General features: G+C 74.2%; 10 protein-coding genes. 3 read left to right on the top strand and 7 right to left on the bottom strand.

The features are described from left to right. Positions 1–147 precede the first annotated feature (147 nt). Positions 148–1,065 carry a fatty acid desaturase gene (locus WMF28_RS27115; protein WP_437596221.1) on the top strand — a complete coding sequence of 306 codons (918 nt, stop codon included), beginning with the start codon at positions 148–150 and terminating at the stop codon, positions 1,063–1,065. 190 nt (positions 1,066–1,255) lie between these two features. Here the strand turns inward: WMF28_RS27115 and WMF28_RS27120 are convergent, their stop codons facing one another. The 5 genes from WMF28_RS27120 to WMF28_RS27140 form a co-directional block, all read right to left on the bottom strand. Continuing rightward, on the bottom strand, positions 1,256–2,920 hold the full coding sequence (locus WMF28_RS27120) for a hypothetical protein (protein WP_437596222.1): 1,665 nt from the start codon (positions 2,918–2,920) through the stop codon (positions 1,256–1,258). Positions 2,921–3,097: 177 nt separating this feature from the next. Further along, positions 3,098–4,090: a flotillin-like protein FloA gene (gene floA / locus WMF28_RS27125; RefSeq protein WP_437494947.1), complete on the bottom strand. Its 993-nt coding sequence runs from the start codon at positions 4,088–4,090 to the stop codon at positions 3,098–3,100. A gap of 51 nt (positions 4,091–4,141) precedes the next feature. Continuing rightward, positions 4,142–4,615, bottom strand: a complete 474-nt coding sequence (locus WMF28_RS27130; protein WP_437596223.1) for an NfeD family protein — start codon at positions 4,613–4,615, stop codon at positions 4,142–4,144. Further along, entirely contained in the window at positions 4,612–6,192 is a 1,581-nt protein-coding gene (locus WMF28_RS27135) for an NfeD family protein (RefSeq protein ID WP_437596224.1), read from the bottom strand. The genes WMF28_RS27130 and WMF28_RS27135 overlap by 4 nt, the downstream gene beginning before the upstream one ends. A gap of 57 nt (positions 6,193–6,249) precedes the next feature. Beyond that, positions 6,250–7,113 (bottom strand): alpha/beta fold hydrolase, encoded by an 864-nt coding sequence (locus WMF28_RS27140; protein ID WP_437596225.1) that lies wholly within the window; start codon positions 7,111–7,113, stop codon positions 6,250–6,252. Positions 7,114–7,474: 361 nt separating this feature from the next. Between WMF28_RS27140 and WMF28_RS27145 the strand changes: the two genes are divergently transcribed. Both WMF28_RS27145 and WMF28_RS27150 read left to right on the top strand, forming a co-directional pair. Next, positions 7,475–9,484, top strand: a complete 2,010-nt coding sequence (locus WMF28_RS27145) for a hypothetical protein (protein WP_437596226.1) — start codon at positions 7,475–7,477, stop codon at positions 9,482–9,484. Positions 9,485–9,719: 235 nt separating this feature from the next. Beyond that, on the top strand, positions 9,720–11,954 hold the full coding sequence (locus WMF28_RS27150) for a thrombospondin type 3 repeat-containing protein (RefSeq protein ID WP_437596227.1): 2,235 nt from the start codon (positions 9,720–9,722) through the stop codon (positions 11,952–11,954). A 13-nt stretch (positions 11,955–11,967) separates the two neighbouring features. On the opposite strand, the gene WMF28_RS27155 is transcribed toward WMF28_RS27150, so the two are convergent. Both WMF28_RS27155 and WMF28_RS27160 read right to left on the bottom strand, forming a co-directional pair. Further along, positions 11,968–15,843 carry a protein kinase domain-containing protein gene (locus WMF28_RS27155; protein ID WP_437596228.1) on the bottom strand — a complete coding sequence of 1,292 codons (3,876 nt, stop codon included), beginning with the start codon at positions 15,841–15,843 and terminating at the stop codon, positions 11,968–11,970. Between the two features lie 76 nt (positions 15,844–15,919). Next, a complete protein-coding gene (locus WMF28_RS27160) occupies positions 15,920–19,975 on the bottom strand; it encodes a serine/threonine-protein kinase (RefSeq protein ID WP_437596229.1) in 4,056 nt (1,351 codons plus the stop codon). Positions 19,976–19,979: the final 4 nt, after the last annotated feature.

Here is a 19,979-nt window from a genome sequence, read left to right on the forward strand (position 1 = left end):
CTCAGTCGTCCATCGGGGCGGCCAGCGGCCTGCAGTTTCACGATGAACAACGACGAGCCTCGTTCCAGCCGGCCCTCGGGACGGCCTTCGGGGCGATCGTCAGGGCGGCCTTCAGGGAGGCCGTCCGGGCGGCCCGCGATCTGGAGCGTGCTGCCGCTGGCGAGCGGCCTGCTGCAGACCCGGCCGATCGAGTGGCCGACGCTCGCGCTCTTCGCGGGGTCGTGTGCCCTCTGGGCGGCGGCGGTCTACGCCGGCGTCACGGGCTGGGTGTCGGCGGCGCCGGCGGTGCTCGGGGCGGCGGTGGCCGCGTATGCCGCGTTCACGCCGATGCACGAGGCCGCGCACCGGTCGCTGGCGCGCTCCGCGCTGCTGAACGGCGTGGTCGGACGGCTGTCGGGGCTGCTGCTCATGGCGCCGTTCCTGGCGGTGCGTCACTTCCACATCGAGCATCACAAGCACACGAACGAGGAGGACCGGGATCCCGACCACTGGAGCGGGCGCGGCCCGTGGTATCTCCTCCCGCTCCGCTGGGCGACGCAGGACCTCCACTACTACTACCTGTTCCTGCGCTCGTACCGCGCGCAGAAGCGCAGCGAGCGGATCGAGACGATCGCGACGCTCGCGGCGATGCTCGCGCTCGTGGCGCTGGCCTTCGGGCTCGGCTACGGCGAGCTCGCGCTCCTCTACTGGATCGTGCCGGCGCGGATGGCGATCTTCTTCCTCGCGTTCGCCTTCGACTACCTGCCTCACTACCCTCACGGCGTCACGGCAGCGCAGAACCGGTATCGCGCGACGCGCGCGATCGACAGCGCGCTCTTCAACGTGCTGCTCTTCGGGCAGACGTATCACCTGATCCATCACCTCTACCCGGCGGTGCCGTTCTTCCGCTACCGGACCGTGTGGAAGTACCAGCGCGAGGAGCTCATGAAGCTCCAGTCGGAGAGCCTCGCCCCGCCCCGCGCGCCCTTGCCCCTGATCGCGGCAGGCAGCCTCGCCGCGCCGCGGGCGCCCACGATCCACACCGTCCACTCGGTGCAGGGGGCGGCCGAGCTCGACGCCCTCTGATCCGCGCGGCGCGGCAAGCGTGACCGCGGACCGCCAAGACACAAAGAGAGAAAAATTCCGCCTCTCTCATCTATCTTCTCCCAGGCGTCCTCCGCGTACCGGCGTCTCGACTCTTTCCCGTCCGAGGACGACCTGGCAGCTCGACTCATTCTCTTCCGAGCGCGGCCTATATGCCTCTTCCGAGCGCGGCCTATATGCGCGCCCGGCGGCGCGCACGCAGCGCTCTCGGTGGCAGCAATGCCTCCCGGAAGAGCAGCGCCTCTGTCACGGCGCGGCGGTCGAGCGCGACCCTGAACGCGCCGGGGGCCGGCGCGAACGCGTCGGGACGCCGCTCACTCGTGCCGAGCGCCGGGATCGCGGCGCGCGCCCGGGTCAAGATCAGCAGCGCCCTCTCGGGCGCCTGGTGCGCCGCCTGCACCGCGCCCGCGAGGAGCGCCCGCGCGTCGCGGACCGCGGGGACCCGGCCGGCGAGCAGCGCGTCGCGCGCGCGCAGGCCCTCCTGGTGCGCGTGCGGGCCGTAGTCGAGCCCGCTGATGTCCTGCAGACCGAAGCCCGACAGGGCCACGAGCGGTCCGGCATAGAGGCGCTCCACGAGCCGCTCGGCCATCTCGGTGAAGGGCGACAGCGGAAACGCGTGCCACGCGCTCCCCGCGGGCAAGAGCAGCTCGTCGAGGTCCACCTCGGCGTGGCGGCGCGCCCACGCCTCCCTCAGCGCGCCCGCGGCATCGCCGAGGCCGGCCCGATCGAGGACCATGCACCCGATGAGCACCCGCAGGTGCGGCGGAGGGTGCTCGTCATAGCGCGCGCCGCCCGCGTTGGTCTGGATCGCGAGCGACGCGTACGGATAGTCCTCCTCGAAGAACAGCTCGCTCATCGTGAGCACGTAGGCGGGGCCGAACATGAGCGTTCCGAAGACGTCGCAGAAGATCTCCTCGAACCACGCGCCGAACACCCGCCCGAGCTCGGAAGGCCCGGCGCGATCGTCGTCCAGGGCGAGCGGGCGCGCTCGCTCGCTCCGGTCGGGCAGGCCGAGCTCGCGGCGCAGGGCCGGCTCCAGGCCGTCGATCGACGCCAGGAAATCATGGCCTATCTCGTGCGCGAGCGCCGGCCAGCGCAGCGGCGTCGAGAAGAAGTCGGCGGGGAGGAAGATGGGCGCGATCGACGTCGGGATGAAGCCCGTCCAGATGGAGAGCTCGAAGCGCGTGAGCTGCGTGGCCGGCAATCCGCTCCGGAGCGGCAACCCCTCCGCCCGCGCGAACGCGATCACCGGGGCGTAGCAGGCGTCGGCGAGGGCGTCCGCGTCGCCGAGCTCGGGCAGGAGCGAGGGGTCGCGGCGCTGCCGCGCGAGCACCGCGATCTCGCTCACCACGAGCTCGATGTCATCCGCCGCGGCCTCCACCTCGCGCGCTCCTAGGCCCGCGTCGACGGCCGCGCGCAGCCGCGCGATCTCGCGCGGGACGAACGTGGTGAGCACGTCCGCGAAGCGCCGGTTCGCGCGCTCGTGGCGCACCGCCTCGCCGAGCGCGGCGGCGCTCCGATCGAGCTCGGCGAGCCGCGACAGCGCCGCGCGCAGCCGGGCTGCATCGGGCGCCAGCGGGGCACCGAACGGCACCGCCGCCCGCGGCGCCGCGCTCCGCCGCGCGGCCCCGGCGAGCGGCGCGTCGCCCTGCGGCTCGTCCGCGCTCGCTGGCAGCGTACCGCGCCGCGCCTCGACCGCGGCCGCGGCCGCGGCCTCGCGGAGCGCTTCGGCGCGCGCGGCGCGCTCCGCGCGCCGGCTGCCGATCTTGATCGCGGCCTGGATGATCAGCCACGCCGCCGCGATGAGGTAGCCGACGTACCGCTCGAGGTCATCCATGGCGCCCGTCCAGCGTCCTCGGGATGTTGCCAGCCGACCGGCCGCCCGAGCGCGGTCGCATGCGGCGACAGCGCGCGCGGCGGGCCGAGCACCTCGGCCAGCACGAAGCGCCGCACGAGCCCCTCGCGGCGGCCGAGCCACGCGAGGAGCGGGCTCGCAGCGTCCCGCGGCGGCATCTCACGACTCCCCGACGGGGTCGGGCTTGCCCCCCGCGGTGCCGGCGATGCCCTGGCGCATCTCGGTGTCCGCGATGACGTTGCGCATGTTGTAGTAATCCATGACGCCGAGCTTGCCCGTGCGGAGCGCCTCCGCGACGGCGAGCGGGATCATCGACTCCGCCTCGACGAGCTTCGCCCGCATCTCCTGCGTCCTGGCCTTCATCTCCTGCTCCTGCGCCACCGCCAGCGCGCGGCGCGACTCCGCCCGGGCCTGCGCGACCTGCTTGTCCGCCTCGGCCTGCTCCGTCTGGAGCTTCGCGCCGATGTTGGAGCCCACGTCCACGTCAGCGATGTCGATCGAGAGGATCTCGAACGCCGTCCCCGCGTCGAGCCCCTTCTTGAGCACGTTCTTCGAGATGGTGTCGGGGTTCTCGAGGACGTGCTTGTAGTCGTTGGCCGAGCCGATGGTCGAGACCACGCCCTCGCCGACGCGGGCGAGCACCGTCTGCTCGCCCGCGCCGCCGACGAGGCGATCGATGTTGGCGCGCACCGTCACGCGCGCGATCGCGAGGAGCTGGATGCCGTCCTTGGCCACCGCCGAGACCTTCGGGGTCTCGATGACCCGCGGGTTCACCGACATCGCCACCGCCTCGAGCACGTTGCGGCCGGCGAGGTCGATCGCCGCCGCGCGCGAGAAATCGAGCGCTATCCCCGCCTTGCCCGCCGAGATGAGCGCGTAGACGACCGCCTCCACCCGCCCGCGGGCCAGGTAGTGCGCCTCGAGCATGTCGATCGACACCCCCTCGAGGCCGGCCTTCACGGCGCTGATCCGCGCGTTGACGATCTGATCGGGCGGCACCCGGCGCAGGCGCATCGCGATGAGCGTCAGCATCGAGACCGCGGCGCCCGACGCCTGCGCGGCGATCCACAGCCGGAGCGGTATCATGTACAGCGTCGCGACGATGGCGACGAGCACGAGCCCGCCGATCACGATGACCGAGATGATCTCCATATCCACTCTTCAACCCGTCCTGTCCGTGAAGGGCCGCCTCTCGCGCGCGCCCTAGGGCTCCTGCGGCTCGACGACGACCCGATTCCCCTCCACGCTCGCGACACGCACCGGCGTGCCGGCCTCCACGTAGAGGCCGTCGGTCATGACATCGACCGCGCGATCCTCGATCTCGACCGTACCGGCGGGGCGCAGCGGCGTGAGCGCCCTGCCCTCCTTGCCGATCAGCGCGGCGAGCCGCGCGTCCGGGCCGCGCCCGCCCTGGTGGGTCTCGAGCAGCACCATCCTGCGGCCCACCCGGGTCCTCGGGACGGCCCAGAACAGGAGCCCCGTCGCGCAGACGCCCGCGCCGAGCGCGAGCAGGCCGTAGCCAGTCCCGAGGGCCGCCCACGCGAGCGCGACCGCCCCGAGCACCGCGGCGCCGCCGAGGACCCCGACGAGGCCGATGCCGGGCAGGACGAGCACCTCGATGGCGAGCAGCACGAGGCCCGCCACGAGCAAGGCGACGACGAGCAGCGCCGGCGTCACGCGCCGGCCTCCTCGCCCGAGCCGCCCGCGATCGCCCGCACGACGAGCCGGCCCGCGTCCGCCCGGATCACGCGGACGCGGGCGCCCGCCTCGACGTAACCGAGCTCCGAGAGCGCCTCCACGCGCCGACCGTCGAGCGAGACCTTGCCCGAGGGGCGCAGATCGGTGTCGGCCGTGACGACCCTGCCCACAGCCGACGCGAGCGACGCGGGCGCCGCCGCGCTCCCGGAAGGTCCCTCGGTGGCGACGGCGCGGATCGCCGTGTCCAGGACGAGGCGCCGCCCGAGCCGCGTCCTCGGCGCGACGCGGGCGGCGACCACGGCGAGCACCGCCGTCGCGGCGAGGGAGACGCTCGCCGTGGCGAGCGCGCGCGGCAGCCAGCCGGCGTGCCACGCGACGTCGATCGGCGCGCGCTCGAGATCGAGGAGCGCGAGGAGGAGGGCGAGCGCCACGCACCCTGCGCCCACGACGCCGGGCACGACGTGCCCCGGGGCGAGGATCTCCACCGCGATGAGGATCGCGCCGGCGACGAAGAGCGCGATCTCCTCCCAGCCGGCGAGCTTCACGACGTGGTGCCCGAAGAAGAACAGCGCGAGGCACGAGAGCCCGACGACGAGCGAGACGCCGTGCCCCGGCGCGTAGAGCTCGAGGAGGATGCCGAGCATCCCGAGGGTCATGAGGATCCCGGAGAGCGTCGGATCGGAGAGGAAGCGCGCGAGCTCTTCGGCGAAGCTGGGGCGCGGGCGCGCGATCTCGCCGGGCGACGGGCGGCCCAGGGCGCCGAAGAGCTCCGCCTCGCTGCCGGCCTGCACCTCGGCGACGCCCCACGCGAGCGCCTGCGCGCCGTCGAGCGTGAGCAGCTTCCCCTTCTCGTCGAGCCCGGGGACCTCCGCGTCGGCGTCGACCATGGCCTCGGCGATGTCGCCGCGCCGCCCCTTCGCCTCCGCGGTCGCGCGCATCTCCTTGCGCATGTACGACACGACCTTCTCGGCGACGGGCTTCATCTCCCCGCCCTCGCCGAGCTGCACCGGCGTCGCCGCCCCGAGCGTCGCGCCTGGGGCCACCGCGATGACGTCGCAGGCGAACGAGATGAGCGCGCCGGCCGAGATCGCGCGCGGGTTGACCCAGCACACGGTGCGGGCGCGGGCCCGGAGCAGCGCGTCCCGGATGGCGAGCGCGGCGTCGATGCGCCCGCCGAGCGTGCTGATGTCGAGCACGAGGAGATCGCCCTCCCCCTGGGCGGCGACCACGCGCTCCAGGAACGGCGAGAGGCCGAGGTCGATCGCGCCGGCGATCGCGACCACGGTGACCTTCCCCTCGCCGGGGATCGGCGGCAACGGCCGCGGCCCCGGCGGCGCGGGGGCGCCGGTCGCTCCCGCCCCACCGGCGGCCCCCGCGGCGGGCGCGGGCGCCGCATCGCCGCGCGCGGGGCGACACAGGGCCATCGTCGCGAGCAACGCGAGGAGCGGGATCGCGAGCCGCCCCCGCCGCGCGGCCTGTTCCAGCAGGCGCCACAAACCAGTCAAGCCCACCCCCTTCGACGGCGGCGCGGCGCTCGCCGCGCACCCGAGGTTCACGCCAAAGAACGTCGGGACGATGGTAGCGCACGCCGGCGCGCCACGATACCCCCATGCTCAGCCGCCGCGCGCCATGAACCTCGCGACCACGTCCGCGAACTCCGCTGGTCGCCCCACGATCCAGTCGTGGCTCCCCTTCGCGGAGACAACAAGGGTCGAGTCCGGGATCAGGCGCTGGATGGCGAGCGCCGAGCGGAGCGGCACCGTGAGGTCGCGCGCGCCCCAGGCCAGCAGCGTCCTCACGCGCACGCGCGCGGCGTAGCCGCTCAGGTCCGCCGTCGCGGCGATCCGCAGGAGGCTCAGCGCGCTCCGCGTGTGGCAGAGCAGGTTGTGGAGGAGAGCGGGCGCCGCCGGCACGGAGAAGCGCGGCACGAACAGCGTGTCGGTCGCGCGCCAGAGGGCGAGCGCCAGGATCGAGCCAGGCGGGTTGACTCCGACGGAATCGGCAAGCACGAGCCCCGATAGCCGCTCGGGGTACAGGGCGCCGGTGACCAGCGCCGCCGCGCCCGAGAGCGAGTGGCCGATCAGCGTGACGCGCTCGAGCTGCAAAGCCCGCAGCGTGTCGGCGACGCAGCGCGCGTACCGTTCCATCGTCCACGGCGCGCGCAGCCGCGAGCCGCGGCCCGAGCCGGGCAGCTCCACGACGATCACCCGGGCGCGCCGCGCGATCGCGTCCACCGTGGACCGGTAGGTCATGCCGCTGACCAGCATGCTGGGCAGAAGCACCACCGGCGTCCCGGCGCCCGTCTCGGTCACATAGACGATCTCGTCCCCGACCCGGATCTCCCGCCCGCGGGTCTCCTCCCGCGCCGCTCGCTTCGCCGCAGGATCCGCGGAGATGCGTGGGCTCTTCTCTCTTCGATCCCGCCGCGGGACAGACAACCCGGTGGCGCCGAGCGAGCGTCCAGCGCACGGTTCCACCTTTCCATGTCGTCGAACACGCTGGCCCATGGAGGGGCAAGCCGATGCCGGGCGTGTGCCAGCGCGGGCGCGGCGCCGGTGCGAAGTCGCGACACGGAGCGCGCGGCGCGAGCCACCACGCGCGAAAACCTGGAAGGTCGTTGAGCCCGTCCCGCGCCGCGCTAAGCTCTTCGCAACAGCAGCAATCTCCAGGCTCATGGGAGCCAGCAGGCGTGTCGTCACGGGCCGAGAGCCCGCCGGCGCCTGCTCGGACAACCAGCTCTTCTGGAATGATAGAGGCGAAATGTTGAGGTTCCGCTCCACGTCCGGAGATCGGAAGACAGCTGAGCTCAGGGTCTCGGTGCTCTCGGTCTCCGCTGCGATGTCCGCCCTCTCTCAGGGTGCATGGGGGACGGAAGCGCCGCCCGCGGCAGAGGTCCAGTGGGCGTATGCGCTCGTCGCTGCGCTCGGGTATCTGCCCGCCGCGGTCGAGATCGCCGCCGCCACGCTGCGACGAACGGGGATGTCGACCGAGGCGTACCTGCGGAAAAATGCGACGTATCTGGATCCAGAAGGGCCCGGGGACGAGATCCTGGCTGTGGTCTTCGGTGACGCGCTGGAGTCCCTCGGCCAGGAGGCGCGCGGCGTTGTGCAAGCGCTCGCCGCGCTGCCCGCGGCGGGGGTTCCGCTCGAGGTGGTCGCCGCCGCGGCGGGGAAGCCCGCGCCTTCCGCCGCGCGGCCGCTCCAGCTGCTCGTGCATGGCCGGCTCGTGTCGCTCGATCAGGCCACGCAGACCTACCGGGTGACGCCGCTCGTGCGCGCCGTGGCCCGAAAGGAGGTGGTCGGCGACGCCGAGCGCTGGGACGCGCTGCACCGCGGGGTGGCGGACGCGATGCAGGCGCTCCTCTTCTGGACGGCCGCGGCCGAGGGGCGACCCGAGGCGGCGATGCGCCGGCGCATCGCCGGCGAGCTCTTCGCGGCCCTCGACATCGCCGCGTTCCGGGACGGCGCGCGCGGCGCCGACGTGCTGGCGCGGGCGCTCGTCGACGCCTGCACGGTGCTCGATCTCGGGCTCACGTCCGAGGTCCAGCAGCGGTTGCTCGACGAGGCGGCGCGCCTCTGCGGCGACGCGCTCCCCGAGCTGCGCGAGCGCGCGCTCGCGGCGATCGAGGGCGCGCGGCGCGCGGAGCTCGCGAGCAAGCGGCGGGGCACCTTCGGGACGCTCCGGGCCACGCCGGCCGCCCGCGAGCGCGGCCGCCCGGGCCACCGCGACGTCCTTCGCAGGGCGGTGCGCGCGAACGCGCAGCGCGCCGCGGCGCGGAGCGCGCCGGTCGAGGACGACGCCCTCCGCGGCGCGAAGGAGCTCCTCGCGCGCGGCGCCCTGCGCCTCCGCGAGGGCGCGCTCGAGGACGCCGCGGCGGACTGCGGCGAGGCGCTCGCCGCGTTCGAGGCGGCCGGGGACGGGCGCGGGCAGGCGACGGCGCTCCTGCTCCGCGGCGACCTGTACCGGCGGCAGGGGGATCTCGCGGCCTCCTTGCGCGACGAGGAGCGGGCGCTCTCGCTCTTCAAGACGGCGGCCGACCGGACCGGAGAGGCGATGGGGCTGCTCGCGCGCGGCAACCTCCGGCTCGACCAGGACGACGCGCAGGGCGCCGCGAGCGACTACGGCTGCGCGCTCATGCTCCTCAGGACCTGCCGCGATCGCCCGGGCGAGGCCAACGTGCTGAAGGCGCGCGGCGATCTGTGCCTCCGGCAGGGGGATCTCGCGGGCGCGGCGCGCGACTACGACCGGGCGCTCTACATCCTCGAGGGCGTGGAGGAGCGCGTCCTCAGCCAGCTCCGCGCGCCCCCGAGCGGCGTCGATGAGCGCCGCGGGGCGAGCGGCCGCGCCGCGCGCGAGATCCTCCCGCAGGCCGAGCTCCTCCGTGCGCTCGGGTGCGAGCAGGCCCACGCGCGCACGTGGCAGGCCCGCGGCGACCTGCGCCTGCGAGAGCACCAGACGGCGCTCGCGGCGCGCGACTACGGCAATGCGATCCTGCTGTACCGAGACAGCGGCGATCGCCCGGGCGAGGCCGCCGCGCTCAAGGTCCGCGGCGACCTGCGCCGCCAGCGGGGCGCGCTCCCGGGCGCGCAGCGCGACTACGAGGATGCGCTCCGGCTCTTCGAAGCGCTCGGGGACGGCGCTGGCCAGGCGGCCGTGCTCAAGGCGCGCGCCGACCTGCGCTGCGAGCAGGGCGACACCGCCGGAGCGGCGCTCGACTACACGAGGGCGCTCGCGCTCGTCGACGCGACGGGCGACCGCGCCGATCAGATGAGCGTAACGAGCGTCCTCACGGGCACCTCGCATCGCGAGGACTCGCCTCGCCCCGCCACAGCGGCTGTCCCGCGGTGAGAACGCGCCGCCCGGGCCCTCGGAGCGACCCGCGCGCCTGAGCCGCGACATCGAGGCACCTTTACGCAGCCCGAGGCGGTCGAGGTCGGGATTCAGCGCTCATCGATGGTTGGCGCGACGCGTGACGCCGTCTCACGAGCGCTGGACTGTTCCTGCTTTGTGACTTCGTTGTTCGTCCGTCCTGCGCTAGGGTTCCGCGTGTCCGGATATTTCGCCCCGGCACCGAGGTGGCCCCGTGCGACGTCGTCGCTCCTTCGTCGGCATCAGCTTCGCTTTGCTCTCGCTCCTGCCCAGGGCGGCGCTCGCCGTGCCGACGGTGACCGGCTCCACGCCGGAGCTCGGAGCGTGGGACGCGCCCCGCGGCGCCCCCCTGCGCGACGACGGGATCGCCCCGGACGCGACGCCCGGGGACGGCGTCTTCACGGCGGCCGTGTCGTTCGCGGCGCGGGGCGACGTCGAGTACAGGATCTCGCGGAACGGCGTCGATCTCGACGATGGCGGCGCGGGCGCGGCCAGCGGTGAGCGCCTGCGCTTCACGCTGGCCGGCGGGACACCGCCCTACGATGTCACCTTCTACTACGACACGCGCGACCTGACCGCACAAGGGTTCTTACCGGCGAGGGAATCGGCCTCGGACTCGCGCAACGCCTCGATCGATGCCGACGGCGCGCCGCAGGTGTGGGTCGCCGTCGGAGACTGGCAGGGTTCAGTGGGCGACACCGACTGGAACCCTCACTCATCGCTCACGGTCGCGCGCGACGATGGCCGCCTCGGGGATCGTCGCGCGGGCGATGAGGTCTATACGTACCGCTTCGTGGCCCGGACGGCGCTCTCCGGTGCGTCCTTCAAGTTCGCGGCACAGGGCCCGTGGAGCACGAGGCTCGGCGCGAACGGCTGGAGCTACGCCCCGCGAGACTCCTCGAACGGCGTTTTCAGCGCGGCGCCCGGGCAGGTCGTCACGCTGGAGCTCGACGCGCTCCACGGCCGGATGCGCGCGCAGGTGTCGAGCCCCGCGAAGCTCCTCCTGACGGAGCTCCTCGTCCACCCGGCGGCCGCGGAGTTCGTCGAGATCTACAACCCGGGCAGAGGCGCGGTCGACCTCTCGGACTACTACCTCGCTGATTACCGCTTCTACTACCAGCTCGTCACGCCGAGCCCCACGCTCCCGAACACGAACGATTTCCTTGTGCGCTTCCCGGACGGCGCCGTGATCGGCCCCGGTGAGATCCAGACCGTGTCGCTCGGAGGCGCCGAGTGCTACCGCATGGGGTGCAACGAGACCAGGGCGTTCGAGGGCTGGGGCTCGCACCCGACTTACGAGATCCACAGCACGGCCACCTATGGCGAGGGGGGGAGCAAGTCGGCCGCCGCCGTGCCCGACATGCGGCTGCCGCTCCAGGAATCGGTGGGAGAGACGCGCGGGCTGACGAACGATCATGAGTGCCTGATCCTCTTTTATTGGGACGGCGTGAGCGACCTCGTGAGGGACGTCGATTACGTCTTCTATGGCGGGACGGGGCCGAACGCGCCTGTCGACAAGACGGGTGTGTCGATCGACGGACCGGACCCCGGGAGCGCGCCGAGCGCCTACCTGGACGACGCGGCGGACGACGTCGCGCTGCACGCGCCGCTCTCGACCGCGGGCGGGAGCTGCCGGCAGGACTTCACCGAAGGCGCCCAGACCGCGAGCGGGGGAAATGGAGTGACCGGCGCTGTCGAGACCGGCGAGCCCTTGTCGTCGACCTGGACCGCATGCGCCGTCCCGACGCCCGGCGCCATCGATTTCGACGGCGACGGCGTGCTCCTGGGCGACAACTGCCCCCTGACGGAGAACCCGCGTCAGGAGGATTCGGACGGCAATGGCATCGGCGACGCCTGCGATATCGACGATGATCAGGATGGCCTGTACAACGACGCGGACAACTGCCCCAAGGTGGCCAATCCCGGCCAGGAGGACTCGGACGGCGACGGGACCGGCGACGCCTGCGACGACGATGGCCTCGACTCGGACGGCGACGGCGTGCTCGACAGCGCGGACAGCTGCCCTGCCGTCCCGAACCCGGACCAGGCCGACACCGACGCTGACGGCGTGGGCGACGCGTGCGACAACTGCAAGGCCAGGGAGAACCCCGCCCAGACCGACACGGACGGCGACGGCATAGGCGACGACTGCGACACGGACGACGACAACGACTTCGTGAGCGACATCGATGACGCCTGCCCGACCGAGGCCGGGCCGGCCGCGACCCGGGGTTGCCCAGGGGCGGAGGGCGGCGGCGGGGCGGCCTCGAGCGCGGCGAGCTCATCGAGCGGGGCGTCGTCCTCGTCGGGCAGCGGCGGCGGGCTCGACGGCGGCGACGGCTGCGACTGCCGCGCCGCGGGCGGCTCGCCGGCGGGCGGCTCGCCGGCGCCGTGGCTCGCGCTGCTCGGCGGCATGCTGCGGATCGCGCGCGGCCGGCGGCGCGCGTGAGCGCGGCGCTGCGTCAGCTGGCGAGCCACTGCCGCGCGAGATCGAGCGTGCGGGCGTTGTCGGGGACATCGCGGAGGAAGCGCTCGCGCCAGGTCGGATCGCTGAGCTTCTCGGCGCGCGCGAGCAGCGTGGCCCGGGCCGACGCGATGGCGGCGAGCGCTTGGGCGTGCCTGCCGCTCGCGGCGAGCACCTCGGCATACGTCAGCCGGACGAGCGACTCGCCCTCTTCCAGCGTGCCGAACTCCGCGAGCTGCGCGCTCGCCTCGGCGGCAGCCCGCATCGCCTCGTCGGTACGACCGAGGCCGAGCAGCGCCCGGGCGAGGACGGCAGAGGCCTGCACTGCGAACGTCGGCGCGCTCGGCGCGAGCGCCACCGCGGCGCGCGCTTCGCGCTCGGCGACCCCGAGATCGCCGCTGGCGAGAGCGATCTTCGCGAGGTAGCAACGAGCAATCAGCTCAGTGCGCACCACCCCCGCTTGACCGCTCAGCGTCGCAGCGGACTCGGCGAGCGCCCGCGCCTCGGCCAGATGACCGCGAGATGCGAGGACCTGCGCGAGGTTCATCTCCACCACGAAGCTCATGTCATGCAGATGCGACCGGTCAGCCTCCGCCAGCGCCGCGCGCATCATCGACTCCGCCCGCTCGAAGTCGCCGAGCTCCGCATAGCCACTCCCGAGGTTCGCGCGCATGGTACAGGCGTTGCGATGATCGCCGGCTTGCTCGAACGCAAGCGCCGCAGCCTCCATGCCGCTCACGCCGGCGCCCAGATCACCCGCACACATCGCGAGGTAGGACCGCGCCTGGTGGAGATGCGCATCCACCTCGATATCCTGGTTCTCTGCGCGTGCAAGAGCGCGCTCGACGGCCTCGATCAGGGCATTCCCTTCGGCATAACGCCCACCCAGGATCAGCACGGCAGCACCGTCGGCGAGACAGATGAGCTTGACACGCTGAGCGTTGTCCACGGCCGGGGCATCCGCCGCCGCGGTCGCCCATCGCTCGACGTCATCGAGCCCTCCCAGCTTGGATGAGGCGATGACCACCTGGCTGAGGATCGAAAACCATGCGGTCGTGCCGCGCTCGATCCGCTCGATCGCCTCGGTGCCGCGCTCCACCGCGAGGGCGGCATCGCCGCGCCACACGTGGGCTTCGGCCTGGACTCGGCGGAGCCTGCCTGCTGTGTCCCCGGCTGCCCCGCAGCCGATACCGCGGTCGGCTCGCGCCAGCGCCATGGCCAGGTCGTTGCCGCGAAGCGCCTCCTCGGCCGCGCGCAGGAACGCATCCGCCGCCCGCGCCGGCGCGCCGCCGATCTCGAAGTGCTCGGCCTGCGCCATGGCATCCGCGCCGCCAGCCCGATCCAGCCAGTCGCCCGCAAGGCCGTGCCCGACGCGCCGGTCGCGCTCGGTGAGCATGCCGTAGGCGGCTTCCCGCACCAGCGCGTGGCGGAACCCGTACTCCACCTCGCCCGCGATGCGCGCCTCGTGGCGCCGCTGCACGAGCTCCCGCCGCGCGAGCTCGGCGAGCCGCGGCGCCACCGGCACGCCGCCCACGAGCGCCGCGACCCCGCCTTCCCAGAACGTCTCGCCGAAGACGCTCGCCGCGCGCAGCGCGCGGCGCTCCTCGACGCCCAGCGCCTCGAGCCGCGCCTGCACCATCGCCAGCGCCGTCTCGGGCATGCCCTCGCTCCGGCCCTCGGCGACCGCGCGGATCTGCTCCTCCAGCACGAACGCATTGCCGTCGGCGCGCGCGAGCAGCTCTTCCACCCGCTCGTCTCCCACGCCGTCGCCGAGCACCTCGCGCACCAGCCGCTCGCTCGCGCGACGGGGCAGCGGCGCAAGGCGGAGCCGGAGGCCGTTGCGCTCACGCCACAGCGCCGGGAAGAGCGCGTCGACCTCCGGGCGGGCGAGCGCCAGCACGAAGAACGGCAGGTCCCTGGCGTGCCTCAACGCGGCGTCGACCAGGGTCACCGTGGGCAGGTCGCCCCAGTGCAGGTCCTCCAGCACCAGCAGCACCGGCTGCCGCTGGCACTCGGCCCGAACGAAGTCCTCGAACACCTGGCGGAGGCGGTCGCTCATCAGCATCGGGTTCTGGCGCGCCGCGCGGAGCTGCGCATCGCTCTCGTCCGCGAACGCCGCCCCCACGAGCTCGCCGAGGAACGCCGCGACCTGCGGGCCCTTGCTCCGGAACGCGTCGAGCCGCTCGACCCGGGCGAGCACCTTGCACCGCCGCGCCTCGAGCGGCTCGCCGTCGAGGAGGCCCATGGCGCGGCGGAGCGCCCGGGCGAGCAGGCCGAACGCCGAGCCGGCGGCCATGGGATCGGCCCTGCCGATCCAGACCTCGGCGGTCTCGCTCCGCGCCTCGAGGGAGTGAAGGAACTCCCACGCCAGGCGCGACTTGCCGAGCCCCGGGGCGCCCACGACGACCACGGCGCCCGCGGCGGGCTCGTCCACGCAATGGCGCCACTCTGTCGCGAGCTGCAACAGCTCGCGCTCGCGCCCCACGCACGGCGTCGGCTTGCCGAGGAGCCGAGGCACGGTGTCCGGCTCCTCCTTCGGGCCGCGAAGCCAGCACCCTCCGGGCCCCCGTACCGTCTCGAAGCGGCTCGCGAGCAGGCCCGCCGTCGCGTCGTCGAGCCGGATCTCCCGGGGCAGCGGGCTGTCGCGCCCGGCGATGAGCTGCGCGACCCGATCGACCAGCTCGCCGACCGGCAGCTTCCCCTCCATCTCCGTCAGCCCCGTCGCGATGGATAGGGGCACACCGCCGAGCACCGTCCGGAGCGCGAGCGCGCAATGGGCCGCCCGCGTGGCGAGATCCGTCGGGGACTCGGCGCCGGACAGCGCGATGAGCAGCCAGCGCGACTGCAGCCGATCGACGCTCCCACCGTGGCGCGCCGCGATGTCGCGCAGCGCCTCGACCCGCGCGGCGCCATCGGCCTCCGAGAGCGTGGCGTCCGTCTCGGCGCTGCCGTCTTCGGCCAGGAGGACGCACATGACCCGGCGCTCCGCCGTCGTGATCTCCTCGCTCGGCGCGGGCGGCGCCGCGACCGCGCTCGCTCCGGCGGAGAGCCCATCACCGGCCGCGGCCGCGAGCTCCGCCGCGACGGCGGCGCCGTCGCGCGGCCGGTCCCCCGCCTCTTTCGACAGCATCCGCGTCACCAGGCGCTCGAACGGCTCCGGGATGTCGCCGCGGAGCTCCCCGAGCCGCGGCGGCTCTTCCAGGACGACCTTGATGAGCAGCGCGAGCGCGCTGTTGCCGAGGAACGGCGGGCGCCCCGCGATGCACTCGAACAGGACGCACCCGAGCGCGAACACGTCCGCCCGGGCGTCGATCGACGACTCGCCGCGCGCCTGCTCGGGGGCCATGTACCCGGGCGTGCCGAGCACCGCGCCGGGCGACGTGAGGCTCTGCGTGAGCCGGAGGTCGCGGGCGATACCGAAGTCGAGCAGCGTGGCGCGCTCGGCGGCGCCGCCCACGAGCATCACGTTGCTCGGCTTGAGGTCGCGGTGAACGATGCCGAGCTTGTGCACGGCGCCGAGCGTCGTGGCCACGCGCGCCGCCAGCGTCGCGCTCTCGGCGAGCGTGAGCGGCGCATCGGTGAGCCGCTCCTCGAGGGTGACGCCGTCGAGCCACTCCATCGCCAGGTAGGGCTGGCCCTCGCCGGTCATTCCGTGTGCCGCGTACTGCACGACCCCCGGCAGCCGCAGCGTGACGAGCGCCTCCGCCTCCCGCGCGAACCGGCGCAGATCGTGCGCGCTCGCGCCGTGCAGCACCTTGAGCGCGACCGCCTCGCCCGACAGCCGGTCGCGCGCGCGGTACACGTCCCCCATCCCGCCGGCGCCGGCGAGCCGCTCGATCTCGAACCGATCCTCGACCACGTCCCCGGCGCGCATCGCGCTTCCTATGTACTTCGTGTGGAGGACGCGACAAACCCCGGCGCGAGGCTCCGTCACGGGGTCTATCCGCCGGTCACGAGCCGACGCGGACCGGCGATGAGCCTTCGGGCGAGCCCCCTCGCTGCCGCTCGATTCGCTCTCGCATCACGTTGGGGATCCTCCCGGCTGCCTCCATCGCCCTCTCGAGCACCGCGCGCGCCTCGGCGTGTCGTCCGCGACGGGAGAGGGCGCGCGCCCGCGCCTCGATGACCTCGATCTGCTCCTGCCCCGCGGAAAATAGGGCGGACCGCCCCTCGAGCTCGTCCCACGCCGCGTCGCTCGCGTGCCGCGTCGCCAGGTCGATCATCGACCACTGCACCTCCTCCGCGGGGGCCATCTCCATGCCCGTGCGCCCCTCCGCGGTGGCCTTCGCCTGCTGAGCCCGGATCTCTTCGATGATCTCCCGCGCCTTGCCCTCTTCACCTCGGTAGAGGAGCAGCCGCGCCAGGAGGAGCTGCACCACCGGCCGAGCCTCGTCCCCCCGCTGCTGGCGCTCCAGCGACACGGCCCGCTCCACGTGCGGTGTCGCCATCTCCAGGTTGCCCATCAGGTAAAGGTACTCGCCCAGGTTGAACTCCCCCACGAGCTCCATCGTACCGAGACCCAGCTCGCGCGAGATGGCCAGGACACGGCACAGGTCCAGGATCATCCCCTCGTTGTCCCCGAGGCACGCGCGCACGAGCGCGCGGTTGCCGATCGCAGGCCCGAGGTGCAGGAGGTCGCCGCGCGACTCGCACATCCGGATCGTCCGATCCAGCACCGCGCCTGCATCGTCCAGCCTCCCCAGCCCCGGATAGATGAAGCCCAGGAGGAGCAACGACACAACCAGCGTCTCGTAGCACTCGTCCCCCACAGCCTCGGCCTGCGCCGCCGCGATCTCGAACTGCGGCGCCGCCTCCTCCGCGCGGCTCTCGCGGAGCAGCGAGCGCGCCACCCCCATCGAGAGGTGCGCGGCGAGCGCCGGGGGCAGATCGCCCGGCGCGAGCGCCCTCGCCTGCTCCATCCGCTCCGTCGAGCGCCCGTAGTCGTCCATCCAGTCGAGCGCCGTGGCCTCGTCGAGCAGGATCTCGACCTGCTCGATGACGTCGCCCTCCTCGACCGCCATCGCGCGCGCGCGGTCCAGATCGCCCAGCGCGTCGTGGTAGCGCCCCAGCCGGTAGCGCATCAGCCCCCGGCCCCGGTACGCCGCCCTCCTCCGCGCGCCGCGCTCCTCGACCGGCTGCGCGAGCGCGCGGCTGAAGTGGATCTCCGCCTCGACATAGGCGTGCCGCGCCCGCGCCCGCTCGGCCAGCTCCAGGTAGGCCTCCTCCGCGATCGCGGCGAGCCCCGCCTCGGCCGCGTGGAACGCGATCTTGAACCGACCCTGCTCCGGGCTCTCGTGGGCCGCCTCGCGGTGGTGCTGGTACGCGGACAGGTGGATCCGCCGCCGCTCGGCCTGGTCGACCCCGTGCGCGATCGCCTCCCGCACGAGCGCGTGACGGAAGGCGAACCGCCCCTTCCGGCCCGCCACCAGCACGCCCGCCTGGACCAGCCGCTCGGTCCCGACGCGCGCGTCGAGCGGGAAGAGCGCGCCCTCGCCGCGCTCGTCCAGGTGGCGCAGCACGCCCGCGATCTCGTCGAGCGACACCTCGGCGCCGAGCAGCGACACGAGCCGCGCGTGCGCCCCGAGCGCCGGCCCGAGCGCCGCGACCTCCGCCTGCGCCAGCGGATCGATGAGCGGCAGCACCGGCAGGCGATCGAGCTCGTCGGTCGCCAGGTACCACGCGTCGCCCCGCGGGTGCCGCCGCAGGATCCCCTCGCGCTTGAGCCCATGCACGAGCTCCACCAGCAGCAGCGGCACCCGCTGCGAGCGCTCGAGCAGGTGATCGATGGCCGGCTCCGGCACGTCCCGCGCCGGCAAGAGCAGCCGCCGGCACAGCGCGCGCGCGCTCTCGGCGTCCATGGGCCCGAGCCGCACCGCCTCTCGCCGCGCGGCCCGCTCGCCCCAGGACGGGTGCGCCTCGGCGAACGCGGGGCGCCCCATCGCGCAGATCCACAGCGGCGCGGCGCCGTCCGCGAGCGCCGCGTACTCGAGCGCCGCGAGCGTCACATCCTGGGCGAACTGCGCGTCGTCGAGGATGACGAGGACCGGGGCAGCCGCCGTGCGCCGGCGCAGGCACTCGCCCGCCGCGCGCACGCGCGCCGAGCGCAGCGCGCCGGGCGCGGCCTTGAGCGCCTCGATCTCGGGGAACACCTCGCCGCCCGACCGCTCGTCCACCCACCCGAGCGCCATCGCGAGCCCCGAGCCGAGCTCGTCGCCGAGCGCGGGGCCGAGCCGCTCCGCGAGCACCGCGCGGACGCCGCTCTGCGGGGGCGCCTCCGGCACGTCGAGCGCCTCGCGCACGAGCTCCTGGAGCGTCGCGTCCGAGGCGCCGCTGGTCGGCTCCTGCCCGCGCAGGTCGATGAGCTGGGCGTGCGGCAGGCGCGCCCGGAGCTGCTTGCCGAGCTCGACGAAGAGGCGGCTCTTCCCGTAACCAGGCTCCCCGATCACGGACACGATCGTTGGCTGCCGGAGGCGAAGCGCCTCCTCGGCGCTGCGCAGCAGCGGATCGAGGACGTCGCTGCGACCGATGAACGCGCCGGGCTCCGTCGGCTCGCGCGCCACGCCGACGGAGCCGAGCGTCCGCTCGCGCGCGAGCGCTTCCTCCCCCGCGACGGGCGCCTCGGGGAGCGCGGCCGCGGCCGCCGGCGTGAGGAACGGCCCCGGCGGCCCGGACGCCGCCGGCCACCGCTCGACGCGCGAGAAGAGCGGGCTCAGGAAGCGCATCGCCCCGCCCGGCCGGACCTGGACCGAGACGGGCGCCAGATCGATGAGGACGCGCTCGCACAGCCCTCCTCGCAGCAGCTCGTCGGCCGCGCGCTGCGCGTGCCGCGCCGGGCTCGCCGCGCCCTCGTGGCCGAAGACCGCCGCGTAGCGCGAGCCGGAGGCGTGCGCGAGCTCGCCCCCCAGCGCCCGGATCCGGCGCTGCACGGCCCCCCGGTCGGCCGCGCCCTCGAAGAACAGGAGCCCCACCGCGCGGCGCGGGGCCCCGCCTCCTGCCCGCGGCCCGTCGTGCTCGCGCGCCGCGAGGTCTTCCCCGAGCGCGCGCTCCAGCGCGGAGCGGAGCTCGGTCGCGCTGGCGAACCGCTCGCTCCGGTCCTTGGCGAGACAGCGGTGCACCACCTCCTCGATCGCCCGCGGCACGACCGCCCGCGACGACAGGCGCGGGGGCCTGCGGCTCCTGTGATCTTCGAGCACCGTCGCCCGGGGCCCCCAGAAGGGCGGCCGGCCCGCGAAGAGCTCGTACAGGATGACGCCCATCGCGTAGATGTCGGCGCGCGCGTCGAGATCCGCGCGCCCGGCGGACTGCTCCGGGGCCATGTACTCCGCCGTCCCGAGCGCCAGGTCGTCGTCCTGCGCGCCGCCGCGCCGCCCCACGACGCGGGCGGTGCCGAGGTCGATGAGGGTCGCCTTCCCCGCGTCGTCGACGAAGAGGTTCTCGGGCTTGAGATCGCAGTGGACGTAGCCGCGCGCGTGGACGGCCTCGAGGGACGCGAGCGTCGCGAGGCCGAGCCGGGCCGCCTCCTCCATGCGCGGCGCCGGGCGCAGGGCGAGGCGGGCGGCGAGCGTCGGTGCGGCGACGAGCCCGATCACGGCGTAGGGGACGCCGTCGTCCAGCGTGCCCCACGCGTGCACGGCCGGCACGTGGGGCGCGCCCACGGCGAGCAGCGCCTCGATCTCGCGCCGCAGGTGCGCGCCTGCCCCGTGGCGCTCGGCGCGCGCGAGCTTGATGGCCACCCTCGCCCCGCCGCCCTCGCGCTCGGCCTCGAACACGGTGCCGAACCCGCCCTGCCCCAGGATCCGGACGGTCCGGTGGCCGTCGAAGCGGGGCAGGGCGACCGGGACGACCTCGGTGATGTCGAGCACGGTCGCGTCATCCGGCAGCGACGACTGGCCCTGCACCACGCACTCGGGGCATGCGCCCTGGTTCCGCCGCCCGCAGGACGGGCAGCGCCGGGCTTCGAGGGGCGCGCGGTCCGGCCCCTCGCCTCGCAACGCCTCCGGGCGCACGCCC

It is taken from the genome of Sorangium sp. So ce590 (genome assembly GCF_051521365.1).
GTDB lineage: Bacteria > Myxococcota_A > Polyangia > Polyangiales > Polyangiaceae > Sorangium.